This window comes from Actinoplanes ianthinogenes (assembly GCF_018324205.1).
GTDB classification, from domain to species: Bacteria; Actinomycetota; Actinomycetes; order Mycobacteriales; family Micromonosporaceae; genus Actinoplanes; species Actinoplanes ianthinogenes.
The window spans coordinates 1,390,637-1,407,653 of the sequence record NZ_AP023356.1 but is presented as its reverse complement, the minus strand read 5'-3'; the positions used below and the strand labels follow the sequence as shown (position 1 = coordinate 1,407,653).

Sequence of the window (17,017 nt, the reverse complement as noted above, 5' to 3'; positions counted from 1 at the left end):
CGCGGCTGTTAACGTGAACATAGTGCTACTTACGAGTAGCAACGGTTCCCTTCGGGTGGTGCGACGCCTACCGTCCCGGTCGTGCGCATCCCCATGGCGATTGCTCTGACAGCCGCGTTGCTCGCTGTCCCCGCCTCCGCGTCCGCCGCCGAGGGTGGAACTTTCAAGGTTCTTTCCTACAACATTGCCGGGCTCCCCGACATCCTGTCCAGTGCCGAGACCGACCGGGCCACCGCGACCACCGCGATCGGCGGGCGGCTCACCGGTTACGACGTCATCCACGTGCAGGAGGACTTCAATTACCACGCTTATCTGTACGCCGCCGACACGCACGCCTACCGCACCCCGACCAGCGGCGGCGCCGGCATCGGCTCCGGGCTCAACAGCCTCTCGTCGTACGCCTACGACACCGACGACTTCGAGCGCACCCGCTGGACGTCCTGCCAGTACGACTCCGGTGACTGCCTGACCCCCAAGGGCTTCACCTTCAGCCGGGTCCGGCTGGCCGAGGGCGTCTATGTCGACTTCTACAACCTGCACACCAACGCCGGCACCAACGACGGCGACCTGGCCTCGCGGGCCGCCAACCTGAGCCAGCTGACCTCGTTCATCGGCAGCCACTCGACCGGCAACGCGGTCGTCGTCATGGGCGACACCAACACCCGGTACACCCGCAGCGGCGACACCATCGCCGACTTCGTGGCCGCCAACGGCCTCACCGACGCCTGGGTGAAGCTGGAGCGGGGCGGGGTGGCCCCGGCCAAGGGCAGCGACCCGCTGCTCTGCGCCGAGGACACCTGCGAGGTGGTCGACAAGATCCTCTACCGGAGCAGCGCGTTCGTCACGCTGACCGCGACGTCGTACCACAACGAGCACGCCTCGTTCCTGACCGGCGACGCTCTGATGCTCTCCGACCACGACCCGATCAGCGCGGGGTTCAGCTGGACGACGAATCCGGCGTACCGGTTCAGCGAGCAGTTCGGCGGGCCGCACGGCGACTACTTCACCGACCTCGGCACGGCCGGTCCTCTGCCGGCCTTGACGATGCGGGCGGGCTCGCGGGTCGATCGGATCGCCGAGCACGGCGGGACCGGCGGCACCCTCACGTCGCTGACCCTGGGCAGCGGGGAGTACGTGACGAGTGCCTATCTGTGCCGTGGGGTGTACAACTCACACACCCGGATCTTCTACGCCAAGTTCACCACCAACCTGGGCCACACCCTGGCCGGTGGCACCACCACCGCGGACTGCGTGACCCGCACCGCGCCGTCCGGCTGGCAGATCGCCGGCTTCCACGGGCGGGCCGGGGACGCGGTGGACAAACTCGGCTTCATCTACACCAAGCGATAGAGGTCACTTGTGCGTGGCGCCGGGACGGGGTATTCCGGCGCCATGTACGAAGCCACGGCACGACCCCGCCGCCGTCACTGGCTGCGGGTCTTCCTGACCGGTCTGCTGCTGTGGATCCTCACGGTGGTGGTCACGCTCGCCACGGGCAACCCCAACCTGATCCCCACCCTGGTGCTCCTCGGCAGCTTCCTGGTCCCGGTCACCTTCGTGCTGTGGGCGTTCGGCCGGCGGCACAGCGGCGAGGTCACCGCCGAGCTGCTGTTCAGCACGTTCGTCACCGGCGGCATCCTCGGTGTGCTGGCCGCTTCGCTGCTGGAGACCTACCTGCTGCACCCGTCGCCGGCGTTCTTCCTCGGCGTCGGCCTGATCGAGGAGGCCGCGAAACTCGCCGCGCTCGCCTTCCTCACCCGCCACCTGGCCCACAAGTACGCCGCCGACGGCCTGGTGCTGGGCGCCTCGGTGGGTTTCGGGTTCGCCGCGTTCGAGTCGGCCGGTTACGCGTTCACCGCGCTCTTCACCGAGCGGGGCCTGTCGCTGATGCAGCTGGTGCAGACCGAGCTGCTGCGCGGCCTGCTCGCCCCGGTCGGCCACGGCCTGTGGACCGCGATCCTCGGCGGGGTGCTCTTCTCCGCCAGCGGCCGGCGGCACTTCGCCCTCACCTGGCGGCTGCTGCTGTCCTATCTGGGCGTCGCGGTGCTGCACGCGCTCTGGGACAGCATGCACAGCATCGCGCTGCTGGTCACCCTGGTGCTGACCGGCACGCCGTACCAGTTCGCGCTGCTGGAGCGCGGTTACGAGCCGCAGCCGACGGCCGCGCAGACGCACCTGTTCACGGTGCTCTCCTGGGGCGGGCTGATCCTGATCTCGCTGATCGCCCTGCTGTGGTTGCGCGCCGTCGCCCGCAAGGCCGACCGGGAGTCGCCGATGCTGTGGCGTATTCCGATCACTCGATGAACGGGGGCTGCGGGAACCACGCAGCGGCGCTACGGTGCGTAACGGGAGGTGGGTCACATGGGTGAGGACGATCCAGGGATCACGTACGGGTTCGGCCGCCACCGTGGACTCCTGGTGGACCGCAGCGGCATCGAGGAGATCGTCTACGGCCGCGTCCTGCTCTACCTGGAGAAACCCGACGCCGACCTGATACGCACCCTGGCGCCGCGGTTGTCCGGCGTGATCGTCGAGGAGCCGGTCACGCCGTACGCGCCGGAGGCCCGCGCGCTCTGGTCGCTGCCGGTCCCGGTGCTCACCGGCATCACCGTCGACGACAGCTGGCTCGGCCACGAGGTGGTCGTCGACTTCGACGCCGCGACCACCGCGCCCTTCCTGTTGAACGCGGCCGGTCTGCGCCTGCACGCCGAGGTGGCGTCGCTGGCCGAGGCCCTGGAGGCGGGGCACCTGGCCGACGGCTGGGCCCCGCTGCGGGCCGAGGACCTGCGCGCGCTGCCCGACCGGGAGCGCGCCGACCTGTGGAAGTTCCTCGCCGAGTCGGGCCGGCCGCTGCCGCCGATCCGGTATTTCGACGAGCCGGCCGGTGGCCCGCCCGCGGCCTCCTTCGGCCGGCGCGGGGTCCGCTCGCTGCTTCCGGACGCTTTGGATGCTTTCCGTACGCTCGTCGAGCAGTCCCCGGAGGACGATCCGCTGATCATCGTCCCGATGGTGGCGGCGCGCGAGGAGATCACCGCCTTCCGCGCCGCGTTCGGATCCCGCTGGCGTCTCGGCCTCGACGTGGCCACCCCGGCCGCCGCCCTGGGCATCGCCGACCTGGTCGACGACTGCCACCTGCTGCACGTCAACGCCGCCGACCTGACCCAGCACACGATGGTCTGGGACCGCACCGTCCGCAACGACGTCCTGCTCCCGCCCGGCCACCTGCCGCTGGTGATCCTTCAGCTGGTCGAGTGGTCCGTGTCGGTCGCCACCACCCAGGGCATCCCCTGCCAGGTCGCGCTGGACCTGCGTCCCAGCCCGCAGCTGCACGATCAGCTCCAGGCCGCCGGCGTCCGGGACGTCAGCTGCCCGGCCCCGCTGATCCGGCACTGGCGCCACCTGCTCGACCGCACGCACTGAGCATCCGGCCACACCGGCGGTGCCCTGGGCGTACCGGAAATGTGCTCTGACATCGGGGAAAAGCGGTCGTGAGCAGCGCGGTTGCCGGGTCCATTTAGGATCGCGCGCGCTGGGCGCGCTCACGCGTGATGCGGCAGGGCGCCGGTTTCGCGCCGTCACGTTCGAGACAGCGGAACGGTTGGTTTCCTGAAAGTTTTCCGGGTTGTGGTCCGCCAGAGTGGAATTACCGGCGAGCGACCGCCTGCCGGAGAAGAAACCCATCGGGGAGAACACGTGAAGATCAAGGTCAAGAAGGTCGAGCGCATCGAGGCCACCCGTCCGCACCTGGACCCGGAGGCTCCGCAGGGCGCCGTCTGATCTGATCTGTTCAGGCCGGCCTGGCTTCCGCCGGGCCGGCCTTCATCGTGTCCGACACCTCCGAGCGCTGACCGATCTGAAGGGAACCATCCGTGCGTGCGCGACCGCAGCTCAAACCGATCGCCGTGATCCGGCGCCCGTCCGAGGTGATCCTGGTGGGGCGGGCCCTGGAAGCCACCTACCTGGACGACACGGACGGCAGCACCAGCGCGCTGCTCGATCTGCTGACCGAGGGAAAGCACACCGTCGGTGAGCTGCCCGCCGCGATGGGCGCGCGGGGCTACACGGTGACCGGGGCGGAGATGGCCGCCGCCGTCGAGGCGCTCGACGAGGTCGGCGTGCTGCTGCGCGCCGGATCCGACGACGACCTGGCCCCGTCCACGCGCCGCCGGCACGAGAGCAACCTGCGGTTCTACGACCTGTACGCCGGGATGCGCCGGACCAGCGCCGACCACCACCGGGCGATGGCCCGTGCCGACGTGCTGCTGCTCGGCGCCGGCGGGATGGGCAGCGGCGTGCTCCAGTCGCTGATCGGGCTGGGCGCCGGCCGGATCCGGCTGGTCGACTGCGACACCGTGGAGGAGAAGAACCTGGCCCGGCAGTTCGCGTACGGCCACTACGACATCGGCCGGCCCAAGGTGACCGCCGCACGGGACTGGGCACGCCGGTACGCCGCCGGCGACACCGTGGTCGAGCCGATCCACGAGGAGATCACCGGCGCCGACGCGGTCCGGCGCCTCGGGGCCGGCGCCGACCTGGTCATCTGCGCCATCGACACGCCCGACGACGTGCACCTGATGGTCAACGAGGCCTGCTTCGACCTGGGCGTGCCGTTCATCGCGGCCGGCTTGCAGTACTCGATGCTGTTCTACTGGTCGGTGCAGCCCGGGGTCAGCCCGTGCCGGCTCTGCCTGGAGCTCGGCCGCGACGAGCAGAGCGCGACCATGCCGGAGCTGGCCACCCAGCACGTGCTGCGCAGCACCGACAAGGTGAACCGGGCGACCGGCCCGATCGCCCAGCTGCTCGCCGGGTTCGTGACGCTGGAGGCCGGGCGGTATTTGACCGGCACCGACGCGCCGGTGGCGGCCGCGACCTACCACACGGTCGAGCTGACCGACGGGATGCGTACCTCCCGGGAGTCGTGGGCCCGGCACCCGGCGTGCCGGCTGTGCGCCCGGACCGCGGCCGTGGCGGTGGCCTGATGGTGCCCTCGGCCGGGCAGATCGCCGTGCTCACCGTGGTGCCGGACGGCGACGGCTACATCATCGGCAGCCCGGCGGCGGCCGATTACGTCGAGGTGCCGGAGATCGGCGCGAAGATCATCGAATGGCTGCGGCAGGGCGCCGACCTGGGCGAGTGCGGGCGGCGGGCCGAGGCTTTCGCCGGGGAGCCGGTGGACGTGGCCGACTTCCTGGAGGTGCTCGCCGGCGAGGGGCTGTTCGGGGCGGTGGACGAGCCGGACGGTACGCGCTGGGAGGGGCTCGGACGGGTGCTGTTCCACCCGGTGGCGTGGGCGATCTACGCGCTGCTCACGGTGGCCGGGGTGGCGCTGCTGATCGCGATGCCGTCGCTGCGGCCGACCTACCGGGACGCGTTCCCCTACTCGGCGCAGCTGCTGAACCTGCTGGTGATGAGCGCGGTCGGGATGGCGGCGGTGGCGGCGCACGAGGTCGGGCACGTGCTCGCCGCGGCGGCGCTCGGGCTGCGCAGCCGGCTCTCGGTCAGCCGCCGGCTCTACTTCCTCACCTTCCAGGCCGACCTCACCCGGCTGTGGAGCGTGCCGCGCCGGGCCCGGTACGGCCCGCTGCTGGCCGGGCTGGCCTGGGACGCCGTGCTGATGGCGCTCGCGCTGGTCCTGGAGGCTTGGTACGGGGCGAACCCGCTGCTCCGGGCGCTGGTGCTGATGCAGGTGACGGCTTTGGTCATGCAGGCGCTGGTGTTCATGCGGACGGACGCGTACGCGCTGCTGGTGAACGCGACCGGCTGCACCACGCTGTGGGCGACCAAGGGAGCGCTGCTGCGCCGGCTGCTGCGCCGGGCGACCGCCGACGACGAGCGGCAGCTGGTCGCCGCGGGGGACCGGGAGATCACCTGGGCCCGGCGGTACCTGTGGCTTTACGTGCCGGGGATCGCGGTCGCGCTCGGCTACCTCGTCACCATCGTGCTGCCGAGCCTGCCGCACCTGGTGGAGATGTGCGTCGCGCCGATCCGGGCCGACGGGCTGACCACGGTGGCGGCCTGGCAGGGCGCGGTGGCGCTGGTCATCGCGGTGGTGCCGAGCGTGCTGGCGCTCGGCGGCGCGGTCCGCAGCGGGGTCCGGGTGCTGGTCCGGGCCTCAGGAGCGCGCCGCGCGTTCGACTAGGTCACCGGCCACGTCGCGAAGCTTGCGGTTGGACTCCTGCGAGGCCCGGGCCAGGATGGCGAACGCCTCGTCCGCGTCGCACCGCCGCTGGCCCATGATGATCCCCTTGGCCTGCTCGATCACCGCGCGGGTCTCCATCGCGGTCTGCATGTGCTGGGCCAGGGTCATCGTGGTGTCGTAGAGGTGGGCGTTGGCCAGGGCGACCGCGGCGTAACCGGCGAACGTCTCGGCCAGCGCCACCGCGTCGTCGTCGAACGCGCAGACCGCTTCGGCGTAGATGTTGAGCGCCGCGCCGACCCGCTCCCGGATCGGCAGGCCGACGCTGAGCGCGCTGCGCACCCCGACGCTGCCGGCCTGCTCCGCCCAGCCGGGCCAGCGGCGTTCCGCGCTCGCGTCGTCCACGCAGAGCGTGGCGCCCTGCCGGCAGGCGTCCAGGCAGGGGCCGGAGCCGCGCTCGTACTGCCACTTGTCGATCCGGTCGGCGGCTGTGCCGGTGCTGGCCACGGTGTGCGGGCCGCGGTCGCGGATCAGCGTCACGGAGACCTCGAACGCGCCGGGGATGGTCCGTTTCGCCAGGTCGGCGACGGTGGCCAGAACTCCCTCCAGGTCGGTCTCGCCCAGGTTGATCCGGCCGAGCTCGCGGAAGGCGGCGGTGGGATCCATCGGTTCGGGCATCATGTCCTCCTTTTCTACCCGCATTCCCGGCTCGCCAGACGACAATCGCCGCCGGGCCCTCCGGCCCAGTAGGCTGAGCCCGGGTCAAGCCACGTGCCCGCATCATCGCCAGCCGCCGGTAAGGATGCGCCCGTGTCCGTTGATCCCCCGCTGACCGTGTATTTCCGTCAGCTGTCCCCGGAGTCCGCCGTCGTTCTCGCGCACGGCGAGGTGGACGCCGACACCGCGGGCGTCCTCATGACCGCGCTGGAGTACGCCATCGACGCGTATCCACTGGTCACCTGCGATCTCAGCGGCGTGCGCTTCTTCGGCGCGGCGGGGGCGAACGCGATCGCGGCGGCCCGGCAGCGGGGCGTCGAGCGCGGACACACACTGGAGCTGTGCGGGGCGCGCGGCACCGCCGTGGAGGTCCTGCTGATCGCCGGACTCGGCACCATGCTGCGTATTGCCGGGTGACTTTGGGTATTATCGGCGTCCTGCGGCCGGTGTCCGACACTGACACCGGCCAACCAGCGTCAAGCAGCGGCGCGGGTCCGAGGGCCCCTCCGGCCTCCGGGCAGCGACACCAGACTCACTCTGCGCGGGACGCTCACCGGCGGCCCGCCGCTTCGCTGCGGGGAAACACTGACGTTGATGGCGCACGACCCGGTCGAGCAAGCCGCGGCCTTCGCGGAACTCGGCCGTATCAAGCTCGGCGAAACCGACCTCAACGGCGTCCTGGACCGGGTCGCCGACCTGGCCCGGCGCACCCTTCCCGGCGCCGATCAGGTATCGATCACCCTGATCCGGGACGGCGCCGCCTGCACCCCGGCGCACACCGGCGAAACCGCTCTGCAGCTCGACGAGTTCCAGTACGAACAGGACAGTGGCCCGTCCCTGGAGGCGGCCGCCGCCAAGACCACCGTGCACGTGCCGGAAGCCGGTGAGGACCGTCGCTGGAACGGCTGGTCGGAGCGGGCCGCGGCGGCCGGGATCGGCAGCATGCTCTCGGTCGGGCTGCCGATCGTGGAGAACGTGAGCGGGGCGCTCAACATCTATGGCCGGCGGGCGGGCGCGTTCGGCGACGACGTGATCGCTCTCGCGCAGACCTTCGTCCGGTATGCCGCGGTCGCCCTGGCCAACGCGCACCTTTACGACACCACCGCCACGCTCGCGCAGCACATGCAGGCGGCGATGGAGAGCCGCGCGGTGATCGAGCAGGCCAAGGGCATCATCATGGGCGAGCGCCGGTGCAGCGCCGACGACGCCTTCGCCATCCTCACCAAGGTCTCCCAGGACACCAACCGCAAATTGCGCGACGTCGCGGCCGCTCTGGTCGACCGGACCCAGCGCGGCTGAGGTCCGCCAGTTTCCGGTACGCGAAGCGGCCCGGTGCGAGGTCCCGAGCTGGTGCTCACCGCCCTTTCCGCGCTCGGGATAGGGCCGTGAGGGCCAGCCGGACAACGCGGGCTGGTGCTGGTGGCCCTGTCCGTGCCCGGGATAGGGCCGTGAGGGCCAGCCGGACGACCCGGGCTGGTGCTGGTGGCCCTGTTCGTGGTCGGGATAGGGCCGTGAGGGCCAGCCGGATGACCCGGGCTGGTGCTGGTGGCCCTTTCCGGGCTCGGGATAGGGCCGTGAGGGCCAGCCCGACGACCCGGGCTGGTGCTGGTGGCCCTATTCGTGGTCGGGATAGGGCGCTGAGGGCCAGCCAGGGGTTAGGCGCTGACGTCGAGGCGGTTGCCGTCGCCGCGCTGGGACAGGTATCGCAGGGCCGGCTCCAGGTAGCCGGCGACCGGGTTGCGGCCCGGGGCGGCCTGGTCCCAGCGCCGCGACAGATCCTTGAGGTACGCGGCGGTCACCTCCTGACCGGGGGCGAGCCGCCCGGCTGTGCGGTCCGCGGCGAGCGCGGCCGCGAGGGAGTTGATCCAGCCGGCGTTCGGCTGGCCGTCCCCGATGCGCTGGCCGGTGGCCTGATAGATCAGCTCCCGGTCCCGGGCGGTGAGCGAGGCGGCGTCGTCGCGGGCGTTCTGATGACGTTCCCGGGCAGACGGCCGGACCGGGGTCACCGTGGACGGCTGCTGGGTGCGGTTCAGCCGGGAAACGGACATCGGGGGTAAACCTCCTGGACACTCGTCCTCCTCCAGATCGGCTGGCCACCGGTGCACCTGAGGACGCGTACGGTGGGAACTGTCTCCCCGGAATGCACGCCCCGACATGGTCGAGCAGAAAGGGACGGACATGACGACCTGGACCACTACGGAACGGATCACACTCGGCGAGGTGGCCATCGAGGGCGACCTCACCCTCGCCGAGCACGCCACGGGTGTGGTCCTCTTCGCGCACGGCAGCGGCAGCTCCCGGCACAGTCCCCGCAATCAGTACGTCGCCCGCGAGCTGAACAAGCGCGGGTTCGCCACCCTGCTGGCCGACCTGCTCGCGCCGGAGGAGGACACCCGGGCCTCGCGGTTCGACATCGGACTGCTCGCCGACCGGCTGGTCGGCCTGGTCGACTGGCTCGGCGTGCAGCCGGCCACCGCGGGACTGCCGCTGGGGATCTTCGGCGCCAGCACCGGGGCGGCGGCCGCGCTGCTCGCGGCGGTGGCCCGGCCGGCCAGCGTGCGCACGGTGGTCTCCCGCGGCGGCCGTCCCGACCTGGCCGGACCGGCCCTGATCGAGGTGACGGCGCCGACCCTGCTGATCGTCGGGGAGCGCGACGACGTGGTCCTCGCCCTCAACGAGGGGGCCCGCACCACCATGCGGGCGCACGCCGAGCTGCGGATCGTCCCGGACGCCAGCCACCTGTTCGAGGAGCCGGGCACGCTCGAGACGGTCGCCGAGGAGGCGGGGGAGTGGTTCGCCGGTTTCCTGACCGCGGTGCTGCCGCGCCGGCACCCCGCGCTCGACCACGTGGCAGCCGCCCGTCGCTGGGGGTGATTTCTGATGATATTTGAGGATCGATCGCAAGCCGGCCGGGCGCTCGCCGAGCGCGTGGCCGAGGCGGTCGGCGACGTCGGCGCCCGGTCGATCGTCCTCGCGCTGCCGCGCGGCGGGCTCCCGGTCGCGGCGCCGATCGCCGACCGGCTCGCCGCCGACCTGGACATCGTGGTGGCCCGCAAGCTGGGCGCGCCCGGGCATCCGGAGTTCGGGCTGGGCGCCATCGCCGAGGACGGCCCGCCCGTCTACGACCGGAACAATCTCCGGTACGCCGGGGTCACCGAGGAGGACATGGCGGCGACCCTGGCCGCCGAGCGAGCGGAGCTCGGCAGGCGGGTGCGCCGGTACCGGGGCGGCCGGCCCGCCCCGCCGGTCACCGGCCGGGTCGTGGTCCTGGTCGACGACGGCCTGGCCACCGGGGTGACCGCGCACGCCGCGCTGCGCTGGATCAACGGGCGCGACCCGGCCCGGGTGCTGCTCGCGGTGCCGGTCTGCTCGCCGCAGGCCCGGGATCTGCTGGCTCCGGAGACCGACGGGGTGGTCTGCCTCAGTGCGCCGCCCGAGTTCCGTGCCGTCGGCTACTGGTACCACGACTTCGCGCAGCTCACCGACGACGACGTCGACGCGGTCATGCAGCGATTTCATCATGCGTTGAAATAGGCTCTCGACCGGTCCCGGGAATTCATCTACCGTTGAGTTCAACACCTGATGAGTTCCCGGGAGGAACCATGGACACCGCGATCGAGGTCACCGGCCTCGTCGTCACCCGCGGCAAGCGGACCGTTCTCGACCGCTTCTCGTGCGCCGTCCCGCGCGGCAGCGTCACCGGGCTGCTCGGCCCGAGCGGCAGCGGCAAGACCACCCTGATGCGGGCCATCGTCGGCGTTCAGCGCGTCGCCGGTGGGACCGTCACCGTGCTCGGCAGCCCGGCCGGCGCGCCCGCGCTGCGCAGCCGGATCGGCTATCTCACCCAGGCGCCCAGCGTCTACGCCGACCTGACCGTCCGGGAGAACGCGCGGTATTTCGCCTCCCTCTACCGCCTCGGCAAGGACGCCGCCGACCGGGCGATCGAGACCGTCGGGCTGACCGGCGCGGCCGGCCAGCTGGTCAGCGACCTCTCCGGCGGGCAGCGCAGCCGCGCGTCACTGGCCTGCGCCATCGTCAGCCGGCCGGAGCTGCTGGTGCTCGACGAGCCGACCGTGGGGCAGGACCCGGTGCTGCGCGACGAGCTGTGGGCACACTTCCGGCGGATGGCCACCGACGGCGCCACCGTGCTCGTCTCCAGTCACGTGATGGACGAGGCGAACCGGTGCGACCGGCTGCTGCTGATCCGCGAGGGCGCGCTGATCGCCGACGACACCCCGGCCGCGGTCAAGAAGTCGGCCGGCACCGACGATCTGGACCAGGCTTTCCTCAACCTGATCCGCGCGCAGGAGGCGGTTGCCGCATGACCGCCCCCACCGAGCCGAACTCACCCGCACCCGTCGCCGACCGTGAGTGCGAGGGCCACAAGGGCATGCCTGAGGAGGGCACAGCATGATTCTGCTCAGCACTATCAAGCGCATTCTGACCCAGCTGCGGCACGACCCGCGCACCATCGCGCTGATCATCGTGGTGCCGACCCTGCTGATCACCCTGATCTACTTCATGTACGACGACCAGCCCCGCGTCTTCGACCGGATCGCGCTCACCATGCTCGGGGTCTTCCCGTTCATCGTGATGTTCCTGATCACCTCGATCGCGATGCTCCGGGAGCGCACCACCGGCACCCTGGAGCGCCTGTTCACCACCCCGGTCGGCAAGCTCGACCTGCTGTTCGGGTACGGGATCGCGTTCGGTGTGGCCGCCGCGGTGCAGGCGACCGTCGCGGCCGGGTTCGCCTACTGGGTGCTGGACATGCGGACCGCCGGCGCGGTCGGCCTGGTGATCCTGATCGCCGTGGCCAATGCCGTGCTCGGGGTCGCGCTCGGGCTGCTGTGCAGCGCGTTCGCCCGGACCGAGTTCCAGGCCGTGCAGTTCATGCCGCTCGTGGTGGCGCCGCAGCTGTTCCTCTGTGGGCTGTTCGTGCCGCGCGAGGCGATGGTCGGGTGGCTCCAGGCGGTCAGCAACGTGCTGCCGATGTCCTACTCGGTGGAGGCGCTCAACGAGGTGGGCGCGCACGCCACGCCGACCGGCACGATGTGGCGGGACCTGTTGATCGTGGTGGGCGCGGTGATCGTCGCCCTCGCGGTGGGTGCCGCGACGTTGCGGCGGCGGACGGCATGATGTGAGGACGGCCGGCGGCGCGGTGCTCCGGGCGTACGGAAATGGGGTCTTCTTGATGGCACGGCGGACCGGGCGGCGGCCCGGCAACCCGGACACCCGCGAATCCATCCTGGACGCCGCCCGGACGGCGTTCGCGGACAAGGGCTACGACGGGGCGTCGATCCGTGCCATCGCCACCGGCGCCGGGGTCGACCCGGCGCTGGTGCACCACTATTTCGGGACCAAGGACAAGCTGTTCCTGGCCGCGATGCAGGCGCCGATGGACCCGCTCGAGGTGATCGACGCGGCGACCGACGGGGACCGGGGTGAGGTGGGCATCCGGTTCGTCCGGCTGTTCCTGCGGATCTGGGACGGGCCGGGCGGGGCGGCCGGGGTGGCGCTGCTGCGGTCCGCGGTCGGCACCGAGTGGACCACCAAGCTGTTCCGGGAGTTCGTGGTCAGCCAGATCCTGCGGCGGGCGGTGCCCAAGCTGGGGCTGGACGAGGCCGAGGGGCCGCTGCGGGTCAGCCTGGCCGCCAGCCACATGGTCGGGATCGCCCTGGCCCGTTACGTGATCAAGGTGGAGCCGCTGGCCTCGGCGCCGTCCGAGGCGATCGTGGCGGCGGTCGGACCGTCCCTGCAGAAGTACCTGATGGAGCCGCTGCCCGGAGTCTTCGAGCTTGCGGAGAGTGCCACACCGCCGGCGTGACTCGCTAGTCGTCGCCGACGCCGAGGCCGGTCAGATAGGTGTCGATCTGGTTGCGGGTGGCGGCGGGCAGGTCCTGGAACTGCAGACCGATCTCGACGCCGCCGTCCCGCGCCGTGCGACGCATCACCTTGGCGTCGGCCGCGCCGCGCAGGCCGTCCGAGGTGAACTCGGTGCGGATCAGGTCGCCGGCCGTGATCGGCACGTCGCCGGGGACGGTGCACCCGAGACCGTCCGAGCTGAGGTCGACCAGCTGCCCGGTGACCGGCTGCGACCGGGACGGGATCAGCAGCCGGACCGAGCCCTCGATCGGGAGCCGGTCGTGGCGGCGGCGTTCCAGGCGCTCCGCCACGTCGGACAGGTCGCCGATCTGCGCCATCGTCGCGTCCACGCTGCTGTGCAACCGGCCGACGATGTCGTGCTGCTGGTCCGCGATCGCGCCGAGCTGGCGCATCGCGTCCTCGATGTCCCCGACGTCGTGGATGATCGCGCTGAGCGTCTGGCCCATCTGCGCCACGTCGGCCTCCAGCGTCGCGATCGTACTGGTGATCTGCTCGGTGGAGTCGGCCGTGGTGTCGGCCAGACTCTTCACCTCGTCGGCCACCACCGCGAAGCCGCTGCCGGCCGCGCCCGCCCGGACCGCCTCGATCGTCGCGTTCAACGCGAGCAGCCGCGTCTGCGAGGCGATCCCGGAGATCACACTGGCGATCCCGGCGACCTGCCGCAGGCTCGCGTTCAGCGCGGTGGCCGCCTCGTCGGCACTGTGCGCCCGCCGGACCAGCGCCGCCGCCGCGTCATTGGTGAGCGAGACACCCTCGTGCGTGGCGGTCGCCGCTTCCCGGGCGGCGCCCACCTGCACGACCACGTCCTCCAGCTTGCCGCCGATCACCGCGGCGGTGCTGTCGATCGCCTCCTTGGCCCGCCGCCGCAACGTCTGCTGCTGCTGTTTCTGCTGCAACGCCGTCGACTGCACCTGCGCCGCCCGGTCCGCGTGCAGCTGCTCCAGCTCGGCGTCCCGCTCCCGCAGCGACTCGGAAAGCTCCGCGATCACCCGTCGGGCGTCGGCCAGCGTGCTCGGCCCGCCGCCGGCGAGCAGGCCGGCGTCGGCGCTCCCGGCGGCCCGCGCCGTCCGGCGCCGGAGCAGGACCGCGCCCCCGGCACCGACCGCGAGCAGCACAACGATCAGGAGCAGCCACACCGTTATCACGCCAAGAAGTCGACGCCACGCCCGGCCGTCGTGCGGTCAGGCTGCATGGCGCTTCCGAAGCCGGGATTTGCCGACAGGACCACGGTCCCTCCCGTCCAGGCTGGGTGCGAAGGCGGTTCCGACGCTACCTGACCGAACTGTCCGGTGTATGCGCTTTGCTCGCCCCTCGCGGCCGGACCGGCGAGCCGCCTGCGAAAAAGTGTGGCGGACTCCTCAGGTTCGGGGTTGGCGGCCGATGGTCGGGGCCTTCGAAACGATCAAGGAGCTGGGATGAGCATCAGTATCGGTACCTCGACACCGTCGTCCGCGTGGGAGACGCACGCCGCGTGGTTGCGGCTGCGGGAGGACTGCCAGCAGATGTTCGAGCATGTGCGGGAGGGGACGGCCCGGGCGGATCTGGAGGCGGACCGGATCGCGGTGCTGGAGAGCCGGGACGCGATCGCGCGGCTCCAGGAGGGCAGCGGGGTCAACATCCTGGTCTAGCGGGCCGGTCTAGCGGGCTCGGGAGAGGACCTGGGCCGGGGCGGTGGCTGGCAGCGCCGCCGGGAGAGTGAAGGTGAAGCAGGAGCCACCGCCGGGGTTGTCGGTGGCGGCGATGCGGCCGCCGTGGCGTTCCACGATGCGTTTGCAGATGGCCAGGCCCAGGCCGGTGCCGAGGTAGCCGCCGCCGGCGTGTGCGCGGTGGAAGTTGTCGAAGATGGCGCTGTGCTGGCCGTCCGGGATGCCGATGCCGTTGTCCGCGATGTGCACGGTCACCATCCCGGGCGCCGGTGAGAGGGGAGAGAACGACGGGGCGGTGGCGGTGATCCGCAAGGCGGGGACCACCCCGGGAGCGGTGTACTTGACGGCATTGCCGATCAGGTTGTCCAGCAGTTGCCGGACCAGGATCGGATCGGCCTGGACCGCCGGCAACTTGCCGATGTCGAAGACCGGTTCCGGTTTGCCCGCCGCCACCGCCGCGTCCGTGCGGGCCAGGCAGATGTCGGCCACCACCTCGCCCAACTCGACCCGGGCCGGAGCGACCGCCGCCTCGCGCGCCGTCGCATATGCCAGCAGCCCGTCGATCAACCCCCGCATCCGCCCGGAGGCCCGCAACAGCCGGGTCAGGTACGCCAGCCCCTGATCCACCCCGGGGTGCGCCGGCACGTCGTCGAGGGCGTCCTGCGCCGCCGTCGTCCACCCCTCGATGCTGGCGAGCGGATTGAGCAGATCGTGCGCCACCACCCCGGCGAAGTTGGTCAGCTCGTCCCGATGCCGCCGCTCCGCGGTCACGTCGTGGAAGAGCACGACCGCGCTGCGCGTCCCGTCCGGGTGCGGCAGCGACGTCGCGGTCACCCGGACCACCCGGCCCTCCGGGACCCCCGGATTCCGGACCAGCAGATCGACCCCGGCCACCTCCTCCCCGGCGAGCGCCGGCAGGTCGAAGGGGGTCCCGTCCAGATGGCACAGGCCCTGCCACCCGGACGCGCTGCCGAGCAACTGGACCACGGCCGGATTGTGCAGGGCGACTCGCCGGTCCGGGCCGATCACCGCGAGCCCGTCGGCCATCGAGTCGATGATGGCGGTCAGCAGGTCCGCGTGGTGGGCCGCCTGGCGTCGCTGCCGTTCCAGTTCCGCCTTCTCCTCGGCGAGCGCGGTCAGCAGCTCGCGCCGTTCGTCACGGCCGAGCGACAGGGACAGCCCGACCAGGGTGACCAGGATGCAGAACAGTTGCACGATCACCGCTCGCCGGCTGATCTCGCTGACCTGCGCGAACGGACCGGACCCCTGCAACGTGTACTGGATCGCCACCAGACTGATCACCAGGTTGTGCAGCAGCACCCACGGCGTGCGCAACCGGGTGCCGACCAGCACGGTGAAGCCGAGGAGCGCGAACGAGAGCGGCATCCGATGCTCGTACGCGAAAGCCGCGACCTGGCCCACGATGCTCACCGTGAGAATTCCCGCGATCTCCGCCTTGCGCCAGGCCGGAACCGGCCGCGGGCGCGGCCGCTGCCGTGCGGTGAGCGCCGCGCCGACGCAGATCCCGACCGCACCGAAGATGAGGATGCTCGCCATGTGCCGGGCCAGCGACATGACGGAGAGCGCCACCGGCATCGACCCGGTGACCAGCCAGCGGCCGAGCAGGCTCGCGACGTTCGCGCCGACGCTGCACGCCAGCCCGGCCCCGGCCAGCGCCCACAGGTCACGGGGCGACCGCAGGCCGTCGCTGCCGCCGGCGCCCCACAGGTTCGGCCGCCAGCGGCGCAGCGCCCACCGGAAGATCACCACCTGGATCACGCCGACCAGCCCGGCGACCACGCCGACCGCGGGGGTGGCGCCGGTCCGCCAGTTCCCGACGCCGAGGATCACCGCGAGCAGCAGCATGTCCAGGTGGCGGGTGGGCGCGGCGCGATGCGCGCAGAACCAGACGACCGCGACGCCGGCGGCCGGCCAGACCAGGCTGACACCGTCGGCGACCATCGCGGTCCGCCGCCCGGCATAGACCGCGGCGGCGTACAGGAGGGCGAAGAGCGCGGTCCGGACGAGCGACCGCCGCAACACAGCCAAGTCACCTCCTCTGACCTATTCCTTTCGGCCGCTTCCCGCACCTCCTGAGCGTGGGTGCCGGCCGACTAGGTTTGCCGGATGGAGATCGTGGGGTTGCTGGCGTCGCCGGTGCATCGGTTCGAGGGGCGGCCCGGGGACGGGCCCGCGCCGGCGCCGGAGGGTGAGCTGGTCCGGGAGATCCGGGTGCGGGGTGGGATGGGGATCGTCGGGGATCGGTACTTCAACCATCCGGCGCATCGGGACGCGGCGATCACCGTGATCGCGCGGGAGTCGCTGCCGGACGGAGCCGGGCTGGCCCAGGTGCGGCGCAACGTGCTGGTCGCCGGGCTGCGGTTCGGCGATCGAGGGCTGGACGACCTGGTCGGGGAGGTGCTCGTGCTGGATTCCGGGGACGGGCCGGTCCGGCTGGCGGTGCGCCGCCGGGCCAACCCGTGCGCCTGGATGGACGTGACCGTCGGGCCGGGCGCGATGAAGGCGCTGCGCGGCCGCGGCGGTGTCCGATGCGTCCCGCTGAACGACGGAGTGCTCCGGGTCGGACCCCTCGTGGCGGCCATCGAGCCGTCAGCGGTGTGACCGGTGTGCC

General features: G+C 71.8%; 18 protein-coding genes. 14 read left to right on the top strand and 4 right to left on the bottom strand.

Annotated features, from left to right (window positions below):
• Positions 1-81: 81 nt before the first annotated feature.
• The 5 genes from Aiant_RS06410 (at position 82) to Aiant_RS06390 (ending at position 6,139) form a co-directional block, all read left to right on the top strand.
• The gene (locus tag Aiant_RS06410; protein ID WP_229831145.1) at positions 82-1,350 is read left to right on the top strand and encodes a jacalin-like lectin; all 1,269 of its coding nucleotides are present in this window, start codon (positions 82-84) and stop codon (positions 1,348-1,350) included.
• A 42-nt stretch (positions 1,351-1,392) separates the two neighbouring features.
• Positions 1,393-2,304, top strand: coding sequence for a PrsW family intramembrane metalloprotease (locus tag Aiant_RS06405; protein WP_189335138.1), 912 nt, complete (start codon positions 1,393-1,395; stop codon positions 2,302-2,304).
• Positions 2,305-2,361: 57 nt separating this feature from the next.
• A complete protein-coding gene (locus Aiant_RS06400; protein WP_189335139.1) occupies positions 2,362-3,420 on the top strand; it encodes a putative PEP-binding protein in 1,059 nt (352 codons plus the stop codon).
• Positions 3,421-3,869: 449 nt separating this feature from the next.
• Entirely contained in the window at positions 3,870-4,979 is a 1,110-nt protein-coding gene (locus tag Aiant_RS06395) for a ThiF family adenylyltransferase (protein WP_189335140.1), read from the top strand.
• Positions 4,979-6,139: a hypothetical protein gene (locus Aiant_RS06390; RefSeq protein WP_189335141.1), complete on the top strand. Its 1,161-nt coding sequence runs from the start codon at positions 4,979-4,981 to the stop codon at positions 6,137-6,139. The genes Aiant_RS06395 and Aiant_RS06390 overlap by 1 nt, the downstream gene beginning before the upstream one ends.
• Here the strand turns inward: Aiant_RS06390 and Aiant_RS06385 are convergent.
• The gene (locus Aiant_RS06385; protein WP_189335142.1) at positions 6,113-6,817 is read right to left on the bottom strand and encodes a GAF and ANTAR domain-containing protein; all 705 of its coding nucleotides are present in this window, start codon (positions 6,815-6,817) and stop codon (positions 6,113-6,115) included. The two genes, Aiant_RS06390 and Aiant_RS06385, sit on opposite strands and share 27 nt — an antisense overlap.
• 129 nt (positions 6,818-6,946) lie before the next feature.
• On the opposite strand from Aiant_RS06385, the gene Aiant_RS06380 reads away from it, so the two are divergent.
• Positions 6,947-7,270, top strand: coding sequence for an STAS domain-containing protein (locus Aiant_RS06380; protein ID WP_189335143.1), 324 nt, complete (start codon positions 6,947-6,949; stop codon positions 7,268-7,270).
• Between the two features lie 177 nt (positions 7,271-7,447).
• Entirely contained in the window at positions 7,448-8,152 is a 705-nt protein-coding gene (locus Aiant_RS06375) for a GAF and ANTAR domain-containing protein (RefSeq protein ID WP_189335144.1), read from the top strand.
• A 356-nt stretch (positions 8,153-8,508) separates the two neighbouring features.
• Here the strand turns inward: Aiant_RS06375 and Aiant_RS06370 are convergent, their stop codons facing one another.
• A complete protein-coding gene (locus Aiant_RS06370; protein ID WP_189335145.1) occupies positions 8,509-8,901 on the bottom strand; it encodes a hypothetical protein in 393 nt (130 codons plus the stop codon).
• A 130-nt stretch (positions 8,902-9,031) separates the two neighbouring features.
• Here Aiant_RS06370 and Aiant_RS06365 point away from each other — a divergent pair, with 130 nt between their 5' ends.
• The 5 genes from Aiant_RS06365 to Aiant_RS06345 all read left to right on the top strand — a co-directional run bounded on the left by Aiant_RS06365 (position 9,032) and on the right by Aiant_RS06345 (position 12,680).
• Complete coding sequence (locus Aiant_RS06365; protein WP_189335146.1) at positions 9,032-9,727, top strand: dienelactone hydrolase family protein; 696 nt, start codon at positions 9,032-9,034, stop codon at positions 9,725-9,727.
• A gap of 6 nt (positions 9,728-9,733) precedes the next feature.
• On the top strand, positions 9,734-10,387 hold the full coding sequence (locus Aiant_RS06360) for a phosphoribosyltransferase (protein ID WP_189335147.1): 654 nt from the start codon (positions 9,734-9,736) through the stop codon (positions 10,385-10,387).
• Positions 10,388-10,455: 68 nt separating this feature from the next.
• Positions 10,456-11,178: an ABC transporter ATP-binding protein gene (locus tag Aiant_RS06355; RefSeq protein ID WP_189335148.1), complete on the top strand. Its 723-nt coding sequence runs from the start codon at positions 10,456-10,458 to the stop codon at positions 11,176-11,178.
• A gap of 85 nt (positions 11,179-11,263) precedes the next feature.
• Positions 11,264-11,992 (top strand): ABC transporter permease, encoded by a 729-nt coding sequence (locus Aiant_RS06350; RefSeq protein WP_189335149.1) that lies wholly within the window; start codon positions 11,264-11,266, stop codon positions 11,990-11,992.
• Between the two features lie 55 nt (positions 11,993-12,047).
• Positions 12,048-12,680 carry a TetR/AcrR family transcriptional regulator gene (locus Aiant_RS06345; protein WP_189335150.1) on the top strand — a complete coding sequence of 211 codons (633 nt, stop codon included), beginning with the start codon at positions 12,048-12,050 and terminating at the stop codon, positions 12,678-12,680.
• A 4-nt stretch (positions 12,681-12,684) separates the two neighbouring features.
• On the opposite strand, the gene Aiant_RS06340 is transcribed toward Aiant_RS06345, so the two are convergent.
• Positions 12,685-13,875, bottom strand: a complete 1,191-nt coding sequence (locus Aiant_RS06340; RefSeq protein ID WP_229831147.1) for a methyl-accepting chemotaxis protein — start codon at positions 13,873-13,875, stop codon at positions 12,685-12,687.
• Positions 13,876-14,154: 279 nt separating this feature from the next.
• On the opposite strand from Aiant_RS06340, the gene Aiant_RS06335 reads away from it, so the two are divergent.
• The gene (locus Aiant_RS06335) at positions 14,155-14,367 is read left to right on the top strand and encodes a hypothetical protein (RefSeq protein ID WP_189335151.1); all 213 of its coding nucleotides are present in this window, start codon (positions 14,155-14,157) and stop codon (positions 14,365-14,367) included.
• 9 nt (positions 14,368-14,376) lie between these two features.
• Here Aiant_RS06335 and Aiant_RS06330 read toward each other — a convergent pair whose 3' ends face one another.
• A complete protein-coding gene (locus Aiant_RS06330; RefSeq protein WP_229831161.1) occupies positions 14,377-16,428 on the bottom strand; it encodes an ATP-binding protein in 2,052 nt (683 codons plus the stop codon).
• Positions 16,429-16,512: 84 nt separating this feature from the next.
• On the opposite strand from Aiant_RS06330, the gene Aiant_RS06325 reads away from it, so the two are divergent.
• Positions 16,513-17,007, top strand: a complete 495-nt coding sequence (locus tag Aiant_RS06325; RefSeq protein ID WP_189335152.1) for a molybdenum cofactor biosysynthesis protein — start codon at positions 16,513-16,515, stop codon at positions 17,005-17,007.
• The last annotated feature ends 10 nt before the right edge of the window (positions 17,008-17,017 follow it).

Coding starts and splice junctions, on each gene's coding strand:
- Aiant_RS06360 (WP_189335147.1), top strand. CDS start 9,734: ATGATATTTGAGGATCGATCGCAAGCCGGCCGGGCGCTCGCCGAGCGC.
- Aiant_RS06370 (WP_189335145.1), bottom strand. CDS start 8,901: ATGTCCGTTTCCCGGCTGAACCGCACCCAGCAGCCGTCCACGGTGACC.
- Aiant_RS06375 (WP_189335144.1), top strand. CDS start 7,448: ATGGCGCACGACCCGGTCGAGCAAGCCGCGGCCTTCGCGGAACTCGGC.
- Aiant_RS06355 (WP_189335148.1), top strand. CDS start 10,456: ATGGACACCGCGATCGAGGTCACCGGCCTCGTCGTCACCCGCGGCAAG.
- Aiant_RS06350 (WP_189335149.1), top strand. CDS start 11,264: ATGATTCTGCTCAGCACTATCAAGCGCATTCTGACCCAGCTGCGGCAC.
- Aiant_RS06400 (WP_189335139.1), top strand. CDS start 2,362: ATGGGTGAGGACGATCCAGGGATCACGTACGGGTTCGGCCGCCACCGT.
- Aiant_RS06390 (WP_189335141.1), top strand. CDS start 4,979: ATGGTGCCCTCGGCCGGGCAGATCGCCGTGCTCACCGTGGTGCCGGAC.
- Aiant_RS06405 (WP_189335138.1), top strand. CDS start 1,393: ATGTACGAAGCCACGGCACGACCCCGCCGCCGTCACTGGCTGCGGGTC.
- Aiant_RS06325 (WP_189335152.1), top strand. CDS start 16,513: ATGGAGATCGTGGGGTTGCTGGCGTCGCCGGTGCATCGGTTCGAGGGG.
- Aiant_RS06345 (WP_189335150.1), top strand. CDS start 12,048: ATGGCACGGCGGACCGGGCGGCGGCCCGGCAACCCGGACACCCGCGAA.
- Aiant_RS06365 (WP_189335146.1), top strand. CDS start 9,032: ATGACGACCTGGACCACTACGGAACGGATCACACTCGGCGAGGTGGCC.
- Aiant_RS06335 (WP_189335151.1), top strand. CDS start 14,155: ATGAGCATCAGTATCGGTACCTCGACACCGTCGTCCGCGTGGGAGACG.
- Aiant_RS06385 (WP_189335142.1), bottom strand. CDS start 6,817: ATGATGCCCGAACCGATGGATCCCACCGCCGCCTTCCGCGAGCTCGGC.